Annotated in this window: 18 protein-coding genes; 1 reads left to right on the top strand and 17 read right to left on the bottom strand. The window is 46.2% G+C overall.

The window, feature by feature from the left end:
• Positions 1-56: 56 nt before the first annotated feature.
• The 17 genes from AC04QZ_RS00430 to AC04QZ_RS00350 all read right to left on the bottom strand — a co-directional run bounded on the left by AC04QZ_RS00430 (position 57) and on the right by AC04QZ_RS00350 (position 15,996).
• Entirely contained in the window at positions 57-233 is a 177-nt protein-coding gene (locus tag AC04QZ_RS00430; RefSeq protein WP_478356097.1) for a histone H1, read from the bottom strand.
• Positions 234-305: 72 nt separating this feature from the next.
• Positions 306-1,286, bottom strand: a complete 981-nt coding sequence (locus tag AC04QZ_RS00425) for a hypothetical protein (RefSeq protein WP_478356096.1) — start codon at positions 1,284-1,286, stop codon at positions 306-308.
• 28 nt (positions 1,287-1,314) lie between these two features.
• Positions 1,315-2,343: a conjugative transposon protein TraM gene (gene traM / locus AC04QZ_RS00420; protein ID WP_478356095.1), complete on the bottom strand. Its 1,029-nt coding sequence runs from the start codon at positions 2,341-2,343 to the stop codon at positions 1,315-1,317.
• Positions 2,344-2,353: 10 nt separating this feature from the next.
• Positions 2,354-2,575: a hypothetical protein gene (locus AC04QZ_RS00415; RefSeq protein WP_478356094.1), complete on the bottom strand. Its 222-nt coding sequence runs from the start codon at positions 2,573-2,575 to the stop codon at positions 2,354-2,356.
• Between the two features lie 261 nt (positions 2,576-2,836).
• Positions 2,837-3,451 (bottom strand): conjugative transposon protein TraK, encoded by a 615-nt coding sequence (gene traK / locus AC04QZ_RS00410; RefSeq protein ID WP_478356093.1) that lies wholly within the window; start codon positions 3,449-3,451, stop codon positions 2,837-2,839.
• A 17-nt stretch (positions 3,452-3,468) separates the two neighbouring features.
• Positions 3,469-4,689, bottom strand: a complete 1,221-nt coding sequence (traJ, locus tag AC04QZ_RS00405) for a conjugative transposon protein TraJ (protein ID WP_478356092.1) — start codon at positions 4,687-4,689, stop codon at positions 3,469-3,471.
• 324 nt (positions 4,690-5,013) lie between these two features.
• Positions 5,014-5,625: a TerB family tellurite resistance protein gene (locus AC04QZ_RS00400; protein ID WP_478357412.1), complete on the bottom strand. Its 612-nt coding sequence runs from the start codon at positions 5,623-5,625 to the stop codon at positions 5,014-5,016.
• An 88-nt stretch (positions 5,626-5,713) separates the two neighbouring features.
• Positions 5,714-6,325 (bottom strand): hypothetical protein, encoded by a 612-nt coding sequence (locus AC04QZ_RS00395; RefSeq protein ID WP_478356091.1) that lies wholly within the window; start codon positions 6,323-6,325, stop codon positions 5,714-5,716.
• Positions 6,326-6,788: 463 nt separating this feature from the next.
• On the bottom strand, positions 6,789-7,487 hold the full coding sequence (locus tag AC04QZ_RS00390; RefSeq protein ID WP_478356090.1) for a conjugal transfer protein TraI: 699 nt from the start codon (positions 7,485-7,487) through the stop codon (positions 6,789-6,791).
• An 18-nt stretch (positions 7,488-7,505) separates the two neighbouring features.
• Positions 7,506-7,880, bottom strand: coding sequence for a hypothetical protein (locus AC04QZ_RS00385; RefSeq protein WP_478356089.1), 375 nt, complete (start codon positions 7,878-7,880; stop codon positions 7,506-7,508).
• Between the two features lie 356 nt (positions 7,881-8,236).
• Entirely contained in the window at positions 8,237-10,714 is a 2,478-nt protein-coding gene (locus AC04QZ_RS00380; RefSeq protein ID WP_478356088.1) for a TraG family conjugative transposon ATPase, read from the bottom strand.
• A gap of 250 nt (positions 10,715-10,964) precedes the next feature.
• On the bottom strand, positions 10,965-11,288 hold the full coding sequence (locus AC04QZ_RS00375; protein ID WP_478356087.1) for a DUF4133 domain-containing protein: 324 nt from the start codon (positions 11,286-11,288) through the stop codon (positions 10,965-10,967).
• A 2-nt stretch (positions 11,289-11,290) separates the two neighbouring features.
• Positions 11,291-11,563 carry a DUF4134 domain-containing protein gene (locus AC04QZ_RS00370; RefSeq protein WP_478357411.1) on the bottom strand — a complete coding sequence of 91 codons (273 nt, stop codon included), beginning with the start codon at positions 11,561-11,563 and terminating at the stop codon, positions 11,291-11,293.
• Positions 11,564-11,902: 339 nt separating this feature from the next.
• Positions 11,903-12,598, bottom strand: coding sequence for a hypothetical protein (locus AC04QZ_RS00365; RefSeq protein WP_478356086.1), 696 nt, complete (start codon positions 12,596-12,598; stop codon positions 11,903-11,905).
• Between the two features lie 410 nt (positions 12,599-13,008).
• On the bottom strand, positions 13,009-14,451 hold the full coding sequence (locus AC04QZ_RS00360) for a ligand-binding sensor domain-containing protein (protein ID WP_478356085.1): 1,443 nt from the start codon (positions 14,449-14,451) through the stop codon (positions 13,009-13,011).
• A 22-nt stretch (positions 14,452-14,473) separates the two neighbouring features.
• Positions 14,474-15,373, bottom strand: a complete 900-nt coding sequence (locus AC04QZ_RS00355) for a YwqG family protein (protein WP_478356084.1) — start codon at positions 15,371-15,373, stop codon at positions 14,474-14,476.
• Between the two features lie 257 nt (positions 15,374-15,630).
• Positions 15,631-15,996, bottom strand: coding sequence for a cupin domain-containing protein (locus tag AC04QZ_RS00350; RefSeq protein WP_478356083.1), 366 nt, complete (start codon positions 15,994-15,996; stop codon positions 15,631-15,633).
• Between the two features lie 667 nt (positions 15,997-16,663).
• On the opposite strand from AC04QZ_RS00350, the gene AC04QZ_RS00345 reads away from it, so the two are divergent.
• Complete coding sequence (locus tag AC04QZ_RS00345; RefSeq protein WP_478356082.1) at positions 16,664-18,166, top strand: hypothetical protein; 1,503 nt, start codon at positions 16,664-16,666, stop codon at positions 18,164-18,166.
• Positions 18,167-18,171: the final 5 nt, after the last annotated feature.

The raw sequence follows: 18,171 nt of genomic DNA, 5'->3' as shown, positions 1-18,171 counted from the left end.
AACAAAAATGCCCCGGCCAAAGATTGGCCAGGGCATTTCCCCAAAACAGTTCATGTTTATTTTGCGTTCTTTTTCTCTGTTACCTCTGCACGGATTTCCTGCGCTAGGGTTTTAAGGTCCTGCATGCCTTTTCTCAAACGTGTACCTGCAGCACCGTTCCCGTTTTCATAAAACTTCACCGCATCTGCCTCAACTGAAGCCACCAGCTCCTTAACTTTTCCGAATTTTTCCATTTTTGATTTTGATTAAATATCCTGTAATAGGCTGATCTGTTTGAAACCAGCAGGCTAAAGTAATAAATTCCGTTAAATTCCCATCTGCCGGTTAACCGTCTGCTTCTGTTGTTTGGTCTTTTCTTTTCCTGTCTTGTGTACCAGTTGTTTCTGGTAATCCTCGCGTTTTAGTGATTTACCCTCTTTATCATAAAGGTTCAGTTGAAGGAAACGGGGCGTTGCTTCCAGATAAACAGGCATAAGTTTACCACCTTTTTCAATGGACACCAGGGCGCGGTCACCATTCTGCAATGCAGCAACGATCCCCTCGGAGATGGTACGGTTTTCCATCCCGTTGATCGCATAGCTGCCAAGCAGGCTCCTTAAGTCAAAGCCATAGGAAGGATCATTGTAAGTGTTTAAGGTATAATTCTGATACCTGTCCCTTTCTGCATCCATATCCAGCTTCACCCAGGCTTTATAGGGCGTACCGGCCTGGCTCATCAAATCATCACGGTAAACGCTCCGGCCTTCCATCAGGTTCACCGCCTGTGAAACACTGAACCCACGCCCCCGATCCACCCACATCGTCTGCGCCATTGGCGGGTTACGGTAGGTAGCAATAAAGGCGCTGGGAATCTGTGAGAGTTTTCCATCCACTTTCTCCACAATCAACTGGGCATCTTCCAGCGACCTGCCAAAACCAAGTTTTGCGGTCTGGTGGGGCTTTTTAAATTCATCCAGCGCTTCCGCTACCCTGGGCGTCTGCACTTTAAGTTCCAGCTTGCCTTCAGCTGAAGGGATGAGCACAAAATACTGATCTCCCTCTTCCAGGCTCCAGCCCTTGGTCTGCGTCACCTCAAACTTATTGAAATAATAATATTCCGACTTATTGGATTGCCTGAAATACAGGTCCACCTCGAAAGGGTCTTTCAAACCTTTCACCTGTTCGCGAAGGCTAAAAGCGGTCATGCCCAGCGCGATGCTCTCATGCATCCTGTCCGCTGTTGCCTGACTGAAACCAAGTCCTGCGAGTTCCTCCCGCAGGCCCTTAATGTTGTTCTCGTTCATCATCTTTTGTTTTGGTTAGAAATTTTACCGTTTATTTTTTGCCATTATCCCGGAGCAGTACCTGGATCCCTCCCTGCACACGCACTTTAATACTTCTCACCTTTTTTGAAAAAAGTCCCTTGGCGGCATCAATCCCGGCTCCAGCCAGTTGCGTCCCTAAAGACTGATCAAAACTGGTCAGCTGTAACCCGCGTACCGCCTCATCAGCTCCGCCCGAAGCCGCATTTCCCACCACCGCCTCAGCAGTCTCAATCCCCCTTATCCCGTCCATCCCGTAAACGCTCAGGTCTACCGGTAGGATCAGTTTTCCCATCCGCACGGTTTTGATATCGATGAGAAGTCGCTGGCTGGTAAACTTACAGATCCCATACAATTCATGGCCGGCTGGCACCATTACCCCGCTCAGGACAGTACTATCCGCTAAAATCAAATGAAGCACCCCGCCTTCCCTCACCTTCTGTTTTTCCGGGATCAAAGCCGGAATTGCAGCGAACATGCTTTCTTTTTCTGCACCTGGTAATGCCTGGTCTTTTACCTTTCCCGGATTCTGGATTTCAATGATCTTTTCAAGCATCGAATTCAGCTGCGCCACTTCCGGATCCTCGGACTTATTTTCCTGCATACTTTTCATCAGCAGTTCCAGCCGGTCCACATCCTTTTCCATTCCCGGCACCTGTAAAACCCTTGAGCGGTCCGGGCTTTTTAGATCCTCCTGCGGGGAGGCCAGTGTCTTTTGCAAGAGCGATAATTTGGTTTCAAGTTCCTTTGCCTGCTCATCCCCATGACTGCTTCCTCTAACCGCTGAGACATAATTTTCAGACCTTGCCTTTTTTGCAGAATCTGCCTGCATCACTGCATAAAAATCCATCTTACCCGAGGGCTCTTTCTCATTTAATTTAGCATCGGGAAGGGTGGTATTGATCCCTTTTGCAGTCGCCATCATTTCCCCGTTTTCCTGGCCTCCACCAAGCGCATAAAAGCCCAGCGCGACAAAGGGCAAAGCCATCATTGGGAGCACCAGTAATATCTGCCTGGCATCCCTCCTTTTTACTGTTTCCATATCCATTTTTTTATTTGATTTTTCCCAGTATCAACGCCAAGCAAACCAGCGTTCCAAGACAACAGAATATCACCAGTGCTGCGAGCAATATCCTCCCCGAAATGTCTTTCGCCTTCCGGTTTAACCAGTCCGCCATCCGCCTTTCTATTCTTGAAAGTTGATCAACCACCTTGCTGACCGGCTTGTGCTTGACCTGGTCGTCACCCGGCCGTGATTGAAAAAATTTCATCATCAATGATCAGTTTATATAAACTCCATAAAATATTTTACTACTTGTTCTTATAACCTAATAGTACCAAACCATCTCTTTTTAAGCTAGGATCTCACCTGGTCACAAAAACAAGAACTATATTATATAATCAACTTTTATACAGCCACTTGTAATGAGTTACTGCTACCTAAAACAATATTATTTAATATAAAGCATTGCTATTAAATACTTTATGTACTTCAGGCAATTTGACAATGACAACATCCTACATAGATTGACATGCTATTTCACGACCGAATCCAGGTTTTCCAGCGTCTGCCACTTCTGGATTAAAAAGCCATGCGGGTTCTCATCACTTCTATCTTCCAGCGTCCTGACCTCTCCTGCCGTCACCAGTTTGCGATAAGAAATGCCACTGCTGCGCACCAGTTTTTCAGTGGCAAAACAGGTGAATTTATAGGGGTAATTATCCAGCGATAAACTGATGCTGTCCACCTCGATTTCCTGGGAAATATTGGCTGCGATCATGCGGTTATAAAAGCCCGATTCGCGCAGGTTATCATACTCTTTTTTCGCTGATTCATCGGCTAAATAAAGTGCCTTATCCATATCCCTTTTGATCGCGCCGTCATCAGGACTGACCGAGAAAAAATAATCGTGAAAGGTGCGGATATGGTCCCGCAATTCTACCGGCAGGTTTGCACGCCGATCTTCTGCCAATGCCTCCAGTACCTTCCCGTTATGGAGCACATAAACCCGCTTCTGGGAAAGCCCCACCATATGGTAACTCTGGTAGATACAGAACACCATACACAGAAAATTAACCATCATAAAACCTACGCTTAACACCTTTACATGTTTAAAGGCAGTATCTATATTTTTTAGCTGCATGAACATAAGCTTCTCCCCCGATTTTAACTTTTACCTGAAATCCTTTTCTGCTGCGCAGATCCCCCATCACCATCTTTAAAGTAATCTCCGGATGCATCTGAAGCATAGCCCCCTGCCTGCCTTCTGGCCATATCCCCATAAGCATCCATCGCCATCCCGCCAGCACTGCTGACGATCCTGGTTCCACTAGATACCGTCCCGCTAACGACTGAATTCACCTTGCTCAACATCGCATTACCGCCACCGGCATTCACAATGAAACTCGCTACGCTCGGCACAGAGAAATACCCCGCTATACCAATAATCAAAAAGACCATGTACGCGGTATCGGCTGAAGAAAAAAAAGTATCACCCTGCGCCTGGATCTGCGAGAGGTCAAGCTTTAACATATTCTGCTGGATCTTGCCAAGGATACTCCCAAAAATATTGGCCACCGGCAGCCACAAAAAGATATTGATATACCGTGCCAGCCAGATGGTAAGGGTCTGCTGGAATCCGTCAAAAACTGCAAAACCAAATACCAGTGGCCCGAGGATGGCCAGCACGATTAGAAAAAACGTCCTGATGGTATTAATGCACAGCGCTGCCGCCGCATAAAGTACCTCGAGTACCTCACTCAGCCAAGTCTTCACCGAGTTGCGGAAATTGTAACTCTGTTTTTCCATCCAGAACTGCAGGTCATTCCCGAGCCCATCCAGGAAAGTCTCCTCATCACGACCGGGGTCTTTAGGATGGGTATACTTGTACCACTTATCGCTATCACCCATCCCACTTTCCCCGACATACATCTGCCAGTATTTACTTTTTTTGATGGCCTCTTCTTTAGCTTTCAATAGCCTTTCAATCGCAGCATTGCTGTCGGATACCATCTGCCCCGTTGCCGACACCGTTGGCTGCAAGACCCCGTTCATGATCCCGATCACGGCAGGAAACATCATGATACACATCCCCAAACCAAAAGGACGCAGCAGCGGATAAAAATCCACTGGCTCGGCTGATGCGATATTCCGCCACACCCGGTGCGCGATATACCACATCGCCCCAAAGCCGGCCAGGCCCCTAGCCACACCGATCAACCTGGAACACATCGGCAGCATCTCTGCATAAACCCTGTCCAGTACCGGCTGCATGCCTTTGATGGTTCCCGCTACGCCCTGCGCCATGGCAGGGCTGCCCAACATCACTAATACGAACACAATGGCCATGAGCCCGTACCTTCCAGGGTTATAGTTCTTCTTTCTCATCTTTTCTACCTCTACTTATTATCTTTTTTATAGCCGGTTATAAACCCGGTTCCCACATAATTCCAAAACAAAACCCTACTCTTCCAGGCATAAAGTTATCATCTACCATTTTTGAACATTTTAATATTACGCCCGATTATAAACCTGGTTCCAGTTTAACGCCAAAACCAAACCCCGCTCATCCAGGTATAATATCATCATCTGCCATTTTTTAATACTTTATCTCTGTTCCCAGGTTCTCACCTGGTTCTTTTACCCGCCATACGGAACCTGGTCCAAACCAGGCAGAAAAGAAAAATTAAAGGAAAATGATAACAAACAAGCTTACTGCTTATACAGCGATTGCATGCCGGTAATCGATGTTCTTGCCCGCTCCCGCTGCACTTTCAGCTGCACCACCTCACCATTAAAACTCCTCAGGAAACCCAGTTGATCCTCCACCGCTGAAAACAGCCTGTCGATCACCTTCAACCTCTCATCATCACTCATCCTCAGTTCTGATGCCGTCAATACCGTAGTCAGCGCATCCAGGTTGGACAAACTCTGCTGAAACAGCTCTGCGTAAACCCTGGAAAAATAATCCAGTTCCCCATCTTTAAAGACGCCGGATAACCTGAAGCCTTTCAGGGCTGCCTTATATTCAGAGACAATCCTTCCCTGCACAGTAATAATCCGGGCCACTTTATGGTATTTCCTGACCTCCGGACTGACCAGCATCAACCCATCCAGAAAGACTTCATGCAGCGAAAAATTCCCCTGTGAGATATTCCGAACGGCCTGATAACCTTTCGATACCACCTCATATCCTTTCTTCATATCTTCCAGGATGTTCTTGAACTGGGTCAGTTTCTCCACATTGATCAGTAGCTGCTCAACCTCCACGCTTTGCGCCCTTACCTTACCTGGCGCAAGAAAACACAACAGCAAAACAGGCATAACAAAAGACAGCACCGATCCCTTAATCTTATGCCAGGCAGGTAACCAGCCCACCCAGCGATAAGACACCTCAAACCAAACCCATACCTCAATTCCCATATAAACCTCCTATTCCGTTCAGATCATTCAACACCTTATCTCTCTGTTTATTAAACAAGATCACCTCGCCCCTAAACCATCGAGCAAAGCGGTATTTCTCTTCAACAGAAGCATGCAGTTCTGTTAACCTCCTGAGCCGCTCCTGCTCATCCAGCTCCAGCCTATTTGAGCTAATAATCATCATCAACACCTCCACATCAGCTAGGGATGCCTCCAGTATTTCGCCCCCTACGGAAGCGATATAGGCCAGCGCCATAGGCTCCAGATGATCCATCCTGGCCAAAGCCTTAAACACCGATACCATCTCCAGCTGCATGGCAATCACTTCCGCTACCTTTTTGTGCCGGGAAATCACCGGGCTTACCCTGGATAATGATGAGATAAAAGCGCTATGCAGCCCAAACTCACCATTCGAGATATCCCGCACGGCCTGTATCCCATCCCTTCCGATCTGGTAACCCTTTTGCAGATAGCCGGCATATAGTTTCAGCGCAGCCAGCTGTTCGATGAAGTATTTACGCTGCGTTTTCTTCTGGTTAAAAAATTCACCAAACGTCTGACCATTAGCCCAGCTACCCATGCCAAATACTATGAATAGCATGAAGCAAACGCCTATTGCCCTTATTTTTTGACCAGGTCTTAATCCCGGTTTCTGACCCAACCCTGTTCTTCCTGACATATTATTTCCACTTTTCGAGAACCAGGTCCTACTTCCTGGCATAAAAAAACTTTACTTAACATTTGCTAGCCATGCATTCAACATGCGCTTTATGATTACTGGCTAGGTATTTTATCCTGGCATAAAAAACATAGCCTAACATCTACTAACCAGGCATTCAATATGCGCCTTATCTTGACTGGCCAGGTATTTCTCCCGGCATATCGAAAAAAAAAGACATAAGACCTATACCAGCAAAAAGCCGGATAACATCCCCCAGCATTGACCTGGATTTCACTGGGCTTGTAAACCGCACGCGGACCATCCTATCGCTTGTACTGTGCCGGAAAACAAACCCAGATCCACCAGGCATATCATCAATATTTTTAGGAGAATCCCCCACACCTTACTTTACCCCATACAGTTCCTTCAGCACCACCACCTCATCAGCTGATGTCGCGCGGTCTATACTCAGCAATGCGTTACGGGTATTGAACTGCTTTAAGTCACGCAGGTTATCTTCCAGCTGTTCACCAGCTTTATAAATAATCTCGAGCCTCGCCCCATCACTCATCTGCGTTTTAAAAGCATTCACCACCAGCAGGATCTGATCGAGGTTTTTCAGGCTCTCTTCGAGTATCACCGAGTACACTTGTCCCATTTTCTCCAGCTCCTCCACACTAAAATGTTTGTCTTTGGAAAACAGCCCCCAGGCCCACTTATATTCATCGACTATGGCCACCTGCTTATCGGTCAATAATTTCACTTGCCGGTAATAACTGATCGCCGCTTTCACTTTCCATAACTCCTCGTAATACTCCGCATAAAGTTTCCGCTGCCGCTCCGTCCAATCCGCGATCTCGGTCAGCTTGAGCTTGGATAACTGGTTTTCCAGTACCTTCTGCGCATTCTGTAGCCAGATCGTTTCATTCTGCAAGCGCTGCACCTTCAGGTCCACCGCTTTGATCACTTTCTTCACCCCTGCCTTGATCACCTCGAGCACCGCAATCTGTGCACTTGCACCTTTGGGCACCGCCACAAACAGCGTCATCGCGCTCACCGGCAGGATCACCATATACTTTTTCATCTTCCTGATCCAATTCATGTTATACCATCTGCTTAATTACACAATTACCTTTTCGTACACCCGTTTTCCCAATATGAGCCGGGCTGAATCCTGATCGAGATATAATAACCGTCCCTTTCGCAACTCCTTCAATGTTCCTTCATCCCTGTTCCAGATCGCTTTCCATTCTTCCAATGCATATTCTTTTTTGCCCGGCCTGCCACTGGTCAACCTTCTAAATCCTGTCCTGCGATGAATATGCACCATATTGCTCTCACCCAGTTCTACCACCAGCGTATCATCTGCAATGCTGTATTTTCCTTCGCTATGGTTCACGTACTTTCCTTCAATGGATCTTTCACCTGTCATCACATTACAGGCCGCCAGAAGCAAAGCCAGCATCAAACCGAGCTTTAAAAAGTTCTTTTTCATATCTTTCAATTACCAATTATCACTTACCTATATTTTTTTCACCGGGTTTAAACCTGGCAATACCATGCGCTTTAAAGGAACCCTACTATTTCCGGGCAAAAAATCATAATACAGCTGTCTTTTCCTGCCAGAACGATCTTGATGCTATCCCCATCAGAAGGAAAGCCAGCACATATGATTTATCATTTACAAGGCTTAAACCTGGTTCCAACATCCGTCTTAAAGAAGCCCTGCTCTTTCCTGGCAAAAAATCATTCAACACCTATTTTTCCCGCCAGAACGATCTTAGTTTAATCCCACCAGAAAGGAACCCAGCCCACACCTGGTCAAAAAATAACTGTCGTCCATTATCGGCATCATGATGGCTTTCCCTTCAGGCTCTCCTCCCGCATCTCTGCCGCTAGTTTTTCTATCCCCTTACGTATAGATCCATACCGCTGCGCATATTCATAAACTTTCAGTTTCTCCGACTCTTCCGTGGTATAGGTCAAATACTCCTCTAGCGATACTTCCGTCCTATATACCTGCGAATGGTTACCAAGCACAAAAGCCACCTCTTTATACTTCCTGCCGGGCTCATTAGCCCTATTCATCGAAAGGATCAATGATTTATCCTTGTCCGACAATCCCAGCAGCGCCTGAATCTGCTCAAACCTGTTCTGGTATTTGCTCTGATCAAGCAGTATCTTACAGTCAGCATTATTGATAATGGCCTGTTTAACGATTGGAGAGGAAATAATATCTTCGATCTCTTGCGTCACCACCACCGCCTCTCCAAAGAACTTCCTGACAGTTTTAAATAAGTATTTAATGTATTCCGCCATACCCTCTTTCGCGATCGCTTTCCAGCATTCCTCGATCAAGATCATCTTACGCACACCTTTTAGCTTTCTCATCTTGGAAATAAAAGACTCCATAATGATCAGCGTCACTACCGGAAAGAGTATGGGATGGTCCTTGATCTCATCGAGCTCAAAAACGATAAAAGGCTGATGCAGCAGGTCCAGATTCTCCCGGGCATTAAGCAGATAATCGAACTCTCCACCCCGATAATACGGCCCAAGCACATACAAGAAGTTCTGGATATCAAAATCACGGCTACTCACACCCTTATCTTTTAAGGCCTCAGAATAGAGAGAACCTAAAAACTCATAAAAGCTATTGAAACAAGGAAATATGTCAGCAGAAACGGACAAGTGCTCAAAATACATCGTCAGCGCATTGCTTAAACCAACATATTCTGACCGCCTATATGCCTCATCTTCTTTCTTCCATAGCGAAAGCAAAAGCGTTTTCAGGCTTTCCTTCTTCTCGGTATCCAACACTTCCCCCTTTCCCAAAAAGAAAGGATTAAAGGCTATGGGATCAGATTCACCGTATGTAAAGTAATAGCCGCCCACCAGCTCACATAAACCGCGGTAACTATGGCCCACATCAACGATCAGCATATGTGTGCCCTGCTCAAAATAACTGCGCACCAGGTGGTTGGTAAAAAAGCTCTTCCCACTGCCACTGCCACCAATAACGAACTTGTTTCTATTGGTAATCCATCCCTTTCTCATCGGCTCATCAGAAAGGTCGACATGCAAAGGCCTTCCAGACAACCGGTCGCCCATGCGGATACCAAAGCTGGAAAGCGACGAGCGGCAATTACCCTCCAGGTTAAAAAAGCAGGCTGCCTGCTCTGGAAAAGTATCAAAGCTGTCATTCATCGGAAAATCCGCTCCATTCCCAGGTATCCCTGCAAACCAGATCTGCGCCGCCCCGTCACTTTCCTGCTTTGCTACCGCATCCATGCTCGACATGGCCGATGCCACCTTGTTCCTGATCTCCCTTCTCACCGATATATCCCTTGACCAGGCCAGCACATTAAAGTGTGCCTTTACCGGAATCCTCGACATCGCCACAGCCTCCGACAGGTAATCATTTACCGCATCCCTAGCTACCGCATTCTCCCTTGAATAACCTGCCAGCGAACCTAGACGCAGTTTTTTAGCTTCGAGCCTCTTGATCGTTTCCTGCGCGTCACCCACAAAGACATATTGGTTACAGATATGCTCACAATCCAATAGCTGCCCCAAAGGCGCTGCAAAACCGATCGAAAACCTGCTTTTATCGGTCGAATAAACATCGTAGTCGATCCTGCTCCCGCAGATAGCCGGCAAGCATTCCACCTCGCCCAGCGTATATAATTCCAAAGGCAAATCCCCTACCTCCAGGCCATCCTTCACCCTGATGTCCCGCACCACGCTCATCTCATTCTGGCCCAACAAAAAGCAGTATTTTTCGATCAGGCCAGGCTTTACAGCGGTTCCGGCCAGTGCATCATCACCCAAAGCCTCAAGCCTTATAAAACCACTATCCACCAGAATCTGGCAGAACTGGTTGCACCTGTCCCTGAAATCTTCTATCGCTCTAGTTTCCACTGCCTGCACCGGAACCAAACTCTTGCGCAGGATATTGCTGTAAGCAGAACTGGAAAGCTTTTTCCCGGAAGGACGTTTGCTCAGCATCAAAAAACAGCTATGCTCAAGATATTCCCGCTCGGCAAAATACCGCTCTGAAGACCTGGATAAAAATGCATCACCGCAAGCCTCAAAATCCGCTTTCACCTTTTCCCTCATGAACCAGTCCTGTTTGTGTAACACTGAATAAGCCGGCAATATCCTGATCGCACGCACCCACACCTCATGGAAGGCTTCATAGTCACTAGCCGACAGGGAAAATATCTCCGGCAGCCTTAGCTCATAGGCATAGGTGATATCCCCTTTACGCGAAAGGATGCAGCCGTTTTCTATCTTATAGATGGGAAATATGTTCGCTGATTCGATCATAAAATGGATACTTAAACCTTAATTATTTATCATTTATTTTTTTTGACCAGGTTGTATCCGGCTCTTAGCCAACTCCACATCCCCAACCCTTATCTGAATATCATTTCTATTTGCCAGGCCATAACCCGGTGTTAAACCCACGCAGAATCATTTGACATCCCAAGCTTTTATTTCGCTATGGGTCAGAACCAGGTTTGAACCCAGTCCAAAAAAACTATCTTTTAGGCATTCAGAAGAAAATTTATGCAGCTCATATCTTCACTTTTAGCGAAGTAAAAGCCCTCCTCGATCGGAAAACAATCACTTTAGGCAGCGACCTCCTCGCCAGGTACTTCATTAGCCCGTACTGCCCGAAACGCCTGCTCAAGGCAAACACCCCATAAAACAGGAGTGTACCCAAGCCCAATATCACCGGCAACACCACAAATAGCGACAAGCCCAAAATGTAAAGCACCGCAAAGGTGATCAGCAAACCCACAAGCCCAACGGCCAGATAAGCGATATACTGCGCTTTTAATCCCTTAAAAACGATCGGCCTCGACACGCCCTTATTGATCTGGAATACCCTTGCCATCCCTAAATCCCGAAAAATGATTTCAAAACAGTGGCCACGACCACCAAAAATATACAGCTCCCAAACCATGCCGCGGCCACTTTATTCGTATCGGGTTCTCCCGCATTCCACTTGTTGAAGACCTTGACCGCGCCTATGATGCCCACCACTGCACCGATAGCATACATCAGATCGCAGCCCGTATCAAAATACCCCTTCACCTTATTTGCCGCTTCCTGTATTCCGGCATTGCCATCCTGCGCCCTTACCCCTATTGCCAATACCAACAGTAGCATCGAAAAAATGTAGATTACCCTTAAAAAATATCCGCGCTTTTCTTTCCTTTTCACTTTGTATCTAAATCCCATACCCTAAACCCATCAAATAATTTCCCCTAATTTTTTATCAACTTTTACCTATCCGATACTTCTTTTACCAGGAATAATCCAGTTTCCATTCAAGCAATAATCCTTAAAACATTACCCTTATTTATTGCCCGGCATGAACCTGTTCTCAACTGCTAACCCAAAAGAACCAGGTTCAAGCCTGCACCCCAAAAGCATTTCAACTATTGATTCATGCCCGGCATAATCCTGGTCGCAAAAAATGCAGGCAATAGAAAAGAGTAATTGATTTTAATCCCACAGGCTTTCCAGTTCATCCTGACTGATTGCAAATGGCGCACTCTCTCTGATAAATGCATTTACCCTTGTGATACAAGGACTTGAACCTACCGGACCAAACTGAGCCTTTAACTCTGAGACCATTCCAAAAAAATCCTGCTTATTGCCATCATGAGCGGCCAGTATCCCATAAATCTCCCTGATGCCTGAAGTGAGGTCCTCATAAAGGCCCCCATTATCAGCTCCGCTGCCAGACACCTGATTACCTGCATCATCAGCTTTCGCAACAGGCGCAAAAGCCAGCTTCCCGCTTTCTACCCTTTCCATTCCCTGCTGGGGTTTAACCCTCCCCATCAGGTCATGATTTTCTGGAGCACTTTTATCATGTTGATTATTTTTGACCGGGTTTAATCCTGGTTTCTGGTCAGCATCTGACACACGCTCCGCGCTACCATCACCAGCCAAGCTTATGGTTTCCGTATTAAAATTTCTGCTTTGCGCCTGACTGGAACCAGGTTTATCACCAGGCATCTGATCATTTTCGGACTTAAATTTTAGAAGTCCATCTTTTCGATCAAGATCCTCCCCCATACCCAAAAGTCCAAGGGCTTCCTTTCGGTATGCGGTAAACAATAGTCCCAGATACCACAGCAGGCTTACTGCCCCGTAACAGCATAAAAACTGTCCCCATGTAAATTGCCCCAACATAGTTTTGAATTGTTTTGACGGGTCTGGCTCCATTGCCCTTCCGACAGAACAAAATTGGCCCAGATACTGAGGCTTAACAGGTATAAAAAGGTTAGTACCCTCACATATTTTTCTTTCAGCCTTAATTGAGCAAAGAAGCTCTTGCCGGATATATAGATTGGCCCGGCAAAACCACCTTTTTACCTAAAAAGACACCGGATCGAAGGAAACTGGAGCTAACGAAAATATTTCCATGCGCTAATAACATTCCCCTCTTACCAATGACTGGAAATTTCGGACATAAAAAAACCACCGCTATGGGTGGCATTTTGCTGTCAAGAAATGTTATTTATTTTGTTTGAGGCCTTGAAAAACCTAAACTGCCGATAAAGCTAAACTTTTGCCTGGCAAAATAACGGTGTCTTTTTGCCTTATTTTAAATCTGTTTTGATTATGCCGGCAAAAGTTGCCGCCCAGATGGCTCCTTCTCGGTCCTTTGTGATCTGCTCAATATTGACACTGGGAACATTGGAATTTTCGGTGGTGTAAATTTCAGTCTTTTTGCTTTCAATATCATATCGGATAATGCCAACGTTATTCTGACTAAGCCATAATATATTTTTTTCTTCATCCAGAAAAAAATCGTTGATGCTATTTCCGGCAAACATTGTAGGGTTATCCTTCCACAAACGTTCCCATTTTCCATCTGGCGAAAGCATATACATTCCTGCCCCTGTACCTTTTTCATTATACAACGAGAACCAGCGATTACCTTTTTTATCTTCCCACATCTTGGATATATAAGCCTTCGATAGCGGTGAGGATTTATCGTTTAATGCTGTGGTCTTACCTTTTTCAATAACGACGTTACCTTCAAAAGTACCGATCCAGGTGCGGTCCTTACTGTCCACAAACACTCCCAGAACCCTGTCAGATGGCAACTTCGAGTTCTTCTTGTTCATCACACTCCATTTGCTGCCGTCAAACCTGGCTACCCCCTCCCATGAAGTAAACAAAATATTCCCCTTAGGATCAATTACGATCTTTCTTGCCCAGTTAATGGGTGAATTCAGCGAATCAAATCTGGTCCAGGTACGGTTATCATAGCGGTAAACATCATACCCGATCACAAACCATTTGTTATCCTTTTGATCAACCACCATATCCCTAACCGATTCAGTCTGGGCCTTATTGTATTGCGTTGCCGAAATAATGGTATTCCTAGAATTAAAGTGCTGCCATTTACTGCCCGATATTTTCACTACCCCGTTATCAGTTCCGATCCAGACATCACCCTTCAAATCGGTGGCCACAGCCCTGCTCATATCCCATGGCAGTTCTGAGTTGCTTTGGGTAAATACCTTCCAACGCTCACTCAGCTCACCCCGCTCGCTTCCCTTCCGGTCCGGAGTGCCGGCAGCTTTCATATTGGACTGGTTGGTGAAGTTAAATGTCCGGCGTTTCGCACGGAATTTCCCTCCCTCGAATTCCATGATGAGTGATACAGAACTATTCTGCTTTTTTAAGCCATCTATTGCAGGTGTCCAGTTTTCAGTAGCATTGACCGATTGTTTGATGCCGAGTTCAGCTGAACCCAGATTGGTCTTGTTATCGATGCTCAGCAGGCAGGGCTTGCCTTGCTGGTCGATTAGGATCTGCATTTCTATGGTTCCTTTAAGCGTGGCAAGGTTTTTCTCGCCGATCCCACGCAGGATATTCTGAAATACAGTCTTAGGTGGCTGCGCCTGGGGAGTTCCGCAGTCCAGGCAGAATTCAGACAGTTTGCAATCTTCAAACTTTTCGGGGTAAAGGCTCTGCGCCTTCAGCAGCGCTGGAAAAAAACTTATTGCAATAATGTATAGTATCTGTTTCACGGTTTTTATATTTTATTTTATGTTAATAGCATTGCAGTATACACCATGTTTTCTCAAAGCGTCTTGCCTCGAGATCTGCTTCCTTGATCCAGAAATATAGTCTCCCACTATCTCCCCACATATAATCATTTTGCTCATTGCTATCGATCTGGAGCAACAGCCGCCAGTCTTTGGCATTGGGTTCCAGCCGGGCAGCTCTTGGATCGTTATAGCCTGAGGGGTCACCACAGAAAAGCCCATTGGTCACCAGCTCACATTCCAGCTCCATCTCGTTCTGTATCACATCAGGCTGTCCCAGCAACTTATTAAGGTTCTGTCCTTCGAGGCTATCCATGATCTGTTCGGCGCTGTCCTTACCCATCTCATCATAAACATGATGATAATAAGGTGGCAGGCTGATTTCCGACCGTGCTCCTATTCCGCAGGCAATTAACTTTGCATCTGCATCAATATCGCGTGGAAAACTCCTTCTCTCTAACAAAGAAAGATCTCCCTTATGATAGAACACCCTAAACCTGTTCTGGTCAGCCGGGTCGAATCCCCAGGCCATCTGGTCCTGGCAATAGAAAAAATATAGTATTCCATTATCTGGGAGCGTGCTGCCCGTATCAAAACCACAAAGCTCAGCAAAATTGATCTGGGCGATAAAAGATAGGGATCTCGGGGTCTCAATCTTTTTTTTTCTGTTCAGGAAAAGGAATCTTTTCTCAGTAGTAGTCGTGGTAATCATTTCAATCGGCCACTCAAGCCCCGGGGGAAGGTCTGGCATCCCGCCGATCTTGGTAGAACCTAAAGCGATATCCGCTTCCGCCACTGATTTTGGATATAACCTGATGCAGTCCCTGGAATATTGTAAGAGTTTTTCCAACTCTCCGCCCAGTCCCCGGACTGTTAGCCTCTGGTGTAATTCTGGTCTTGTCATTTGTTTTTAAGCGTTGAGTACGGCAACAATGATATTGTTGATTGCGCTGTAAAGTGCTGACGATATATTGTCATTTCGAAGCGGGACTTATTGGTCTTCAAATTCGAAGCGATAAGCCGGGCCAGCGTTCCTGTCATGTTTACTTGAGCGGGTTAGATAAAAAATAGATTACGAAAGATATATTTCATTTAATTACTCAAAATTATTTGCCGGTATCTTGGTCAGGCCTGGTATATAATCATGCAAAAACCATATGATCAGGTGATATCACATTTGACCGTTTCCATCGCTGCAAGCTCAAAGGTAAGGTTCACCGAACGCACTCCGACTGGTCTGGTACGGTGCTTAACCATTGCAGGAATGGTAAATAGTTGCCCCGGCTTCAGCTCAACCGCGCGGTCTTCCAGATCAATTAACAAGTTACCTTCTATGGCCATAAAGGTTTCATCACTATTGGGATGATAGTGCCAGTAGAAAGAGTCCGTCATTACTCCAACTCTTACCACGTGGTCATTAAAGAAGGATAGCGGGATATTTTTATAGCTGCTGATACCGGCTGTTTCCTGCTCGATATCAATTACGGTAAGTTGAGGTATATTTTTATTCATTTTTATGGCAGACAAGTCGTTTATAAAATCCCGGCTTCGCAAAGAGCCATCTGTCGACGGACAAAGATTCCGGTATTTCTCACCCGGAACTCATCATCCTTTCGAACAGTCCCGCAATCCGGCTGTCCCAACAAAAGGGTTCCTGTAAAGGTAATTTAATCTGGCGAAAAACCGGCGAAATAATGCCTGGGTGATCAGGCCCGGTGAATGTTGAATAGAAGAAATAGCAATATCTTTGACGATTTCAAAGTACAGTTCAGTTATACCAATGGCTACAGCCATGTAATCTAAAATTTGCATATGTTATTCTTTTTATTAGCTTTGATTAACGATCTGAACTGATTGACAAGCGGTTAACCAGTTCAGACTTTAACCGAAAAAACAAAAACAACTTATGAGAAACAGATTAACGCTCTCGCTAGGCGCGGCTATGGCCGGCCTGATCCTGCTGTGCCTGCTCTTTGGACCAGGCTGTAAAAAGGATATCTTACAACCAAACGCCGGTGTGCTGGAAAACCCGCTATCCATTGCCGAGGCGAAACAGTATTTCGATGCCAACCTCAAGCAGCTCGCGAAATCAAAAAAACTGATGGGTACCACCCCTGGGACATCAGGACAACAAATAGCTACGCTTGAGGATGTCAAGCACAACAAACAGCCCATCTGGGAAAAGGCATACCAGATGATGATCTCCAGCGGGACATCAGTAAAAATCCCGATCGACTTCGACCAGGCCCTTGCAGTTGTGGGCTCCAAAAAAGATGTAATGCCGATGAGTTCGCTAAACTACCTGCTCATGTACCGGGATAGCCTCCAGCGTATACATGCCGAATGGGTATTTCTCAAACCCGACTCATCCTGGCTTTACGGGGCGCGGGATACCTATCATGGTGAAGTCTACGTAAGCGACTGGAATGGTAAACCCATCAAAAAACTCTCTTTTCCCCGCCAGTCTTCCCTAAACAGATCTTCAAAATCATCTGGCGGATCACACGGGAAATTAATGTCGGTGGCAGAGGAGCCGATCCTGGTCCCTGGCGGGAACATATCAATATGCATCAGGTATAAGACTGGGGTATGTACCTGCACCTCGGGCCCGTGCGACTGGATGACCTGCAATGTCTGTGGGGTCACCTCCTGTGGCAAAAACCTGACGGTATGGGTAATTGACGACAAATTCCCTGACGGACCGGACAAACCGCCTACGCAAGGAGGTGGTGGCGAAAGCCCTAGTCCAGGTAACGGTATCGGTGGCGGAGGTACGCCCAACCCTAATGATTATGTCCCCTTGAACTGTAATCCCGACCCAAACTATGTCGACCCGCATATCGTGAACCCTGACGGATCGATGAGTGTTCCTGCATGCAGTGATATCCCTGTACCTACATGTGGGAATTGTCCAACACCTGGACCTACACCGGTACTTTCCTCTTCACAATTTTTGACGCTCGCCCTGGGTTTGCAGCCTTTCGAGACTGCTTTGAGGTCTTTTATCGATAATTCGTTAAATGAGCCTATGGTCGATAAAATGGTTGCTTATCTTGAAAATAACGGTGGCAATACACAGGAAAATGTGGCGTTCCTGAGGTGGTCGGTCAACTACCTGATTACCGCGCCCAATACTTCGCTTGAACTTCTGGACAACATATACGATGCGATCAGGTATCAGAACACCACCCCACGTGACCGGGAACCTGCCAGCTACCACTGGAGACCGATATTAACCAATAGCGATGGCAGTGATAATTTCAGCAGCCTGACAGAAACTACACCACGTTATACTTATCCAAATGGGGTAAAAACGATAAACCTGGATGCATTTAACTGCCACTACCATGCCTTTGGACTGCAGTATGCAAGCGAAGTTGACGATGAAAACCCCAAATGGGTCAATTCGGTATCCTTAAAATCAAAAGACTGGGAGCAGGTAAGCGGGAACATCAAGGTCGGCGACAGGGTAATGTACTATAAGGAGCATAACGGAAATGTCGGCTGGACACATTCAGCCGTGGTGATTGAAGTTGATGCAGATGGTTACGCGACCAAAGTAAGCAGCAAAATGGGAACCTATCAGATCATAGAACATCATCCCAGGGACATCCCAGCATCTTACGGCAGCCCCTCTCCGACATTTGCAGTAGGCTCGGGAACCCATCCCTCCCGTATTTACTGGAGAAAAAAGTAGATTTG

This window comes from Pedobacter folensis, from assembly GCF_056490665.1.
The sequence above is the reverse complement of the archived record's forward strand: the minus strand, read 5'-3'. Positions and strand labels throughout refer to the sequence as shown.

What these genes read in the sequence shown, in the direction of transcription:
- traJ (WP_478356092.1), bottom strand. Translation starts at nt 4,689, where the DNA reads ATGAGAAAGAAGAACTATAACCCTGGAAGGTACGGGCTCATGGCCATT.
- traK (WP_478356093.1), bottom strand. Translation starts at nt 3,451, where the DNA reads ATGTTCATGCAGCTAAAAAATATAGATACTGCCTTTAAACATGTAAAG.
- AC04QZ_RS00355 (WP_478356084.1), bottom strand. Translation starts at nt 15,373, where the DNA reads ATGACAAGACCAGAATTACACCAGAGGCTAACAGTCCGGGGACTGGGC.
- AC04QZ_RS00375 (WP_478356087.1), bottom strand. Translation starts at nt 11,288, where the DNA reads ATGGCAAGGGTATTCCAGATCAATAAGGGCGTGTCGAGGCCGATCGTT.
- AC04QZ_RS00390 (WP_478356090.1), bottom strand. Translation starts at nt 7,487, where the DNA reads ATGAATTGGATCAGGAAGATGAAAAAGTATATGGTGATCCTGCCGGTG.
- AC04QZ_RS00425 (WP_478356096.1), bottom strand. Translation starts at nt 1,286, where the DNA reads ATGATGAACGAGAACAACATTAAGGGCCTGCGGGAGGAACTCGCAGGA.
- AC04QZ_RS00430 (WP_478356097.1), bottom strand. Translation starts at nt 233, where the DNA reads ATGGAAAAATTCGGAAAAGTTAAGGAGCTGGTGGCTTCAGTTGAGGCA.
- AC04QZ_RS00415 (WP_478356094.1), bottom strand. Translation starts at nt 2,575, where the DNA reads ATGATGAAATTTTTTCAATCACGGCCGGGTGACGACCAGGTCAAGCAC.
- AC04QZ_RS00380 (WP_478356088.1), bottom strand. Translation starts at nt 10,714, where the DNA reads ATGATCGAATCAGCGAACATATTTCCCATCTATAAGATAGAAAACGGC.
- AC04QZ_RS00400 (WP_478357412.1), bottom strand. Translation starts at nt 5,625, where the DNA reads ATGCCTGTTTTGCTGTTGTGTTTTCTTGCGCCAGGTAAGGTAAGGGCG.
- AC04QZ_RS00370 (WP_478357411.1), bottom strand. Translation starts at nt 11,563, where the DNA reads ATGCTACTGTTGGTATTGGCAATAGGGGTAAGGGCGCAGGATGGCAAT.
- AC04QZ_RS00395 (WP_478356091.1), bottom strand. Translation starts at nt 6,325, where the DNA reads ATGCTATTCATAGTATTTGGCATGGGTAGCTGGGCTAATGGTCAGACG.
- AC04QZ_RS00345 (WP_478356082.1), top strand. Translation starts at nt 16,664, where the DNA reads ATGATGATCTCCAGCGGGACATCAGTAAAAATCCCGATCGACTTCGAC.
- AC04QZ_RS00365 (WP_478356086.1), bottom strand. Translation starts at nt 12,598, where the DNA reads ATGTTGGGGCAATTTACATGGGGACAGTTTTTATGCTGTTACGGGGCA.
- traM (WP_478356095.1), bottom strand. Translation starts at nt 2,343, where the DNA reads ATGGAAACAGTAAAAAGGAGGGATGCCAGGCAGATATTACTGGTGCTC.
- AC04QZ_RS00385 (WP_478356089.1), bottom strand. Translation starts at nt 7,880, where the DNA reads ATGAAAAAGAACTTTTTAAAGCTCGGTTTGATGCTGGCTTTGCTTCTG.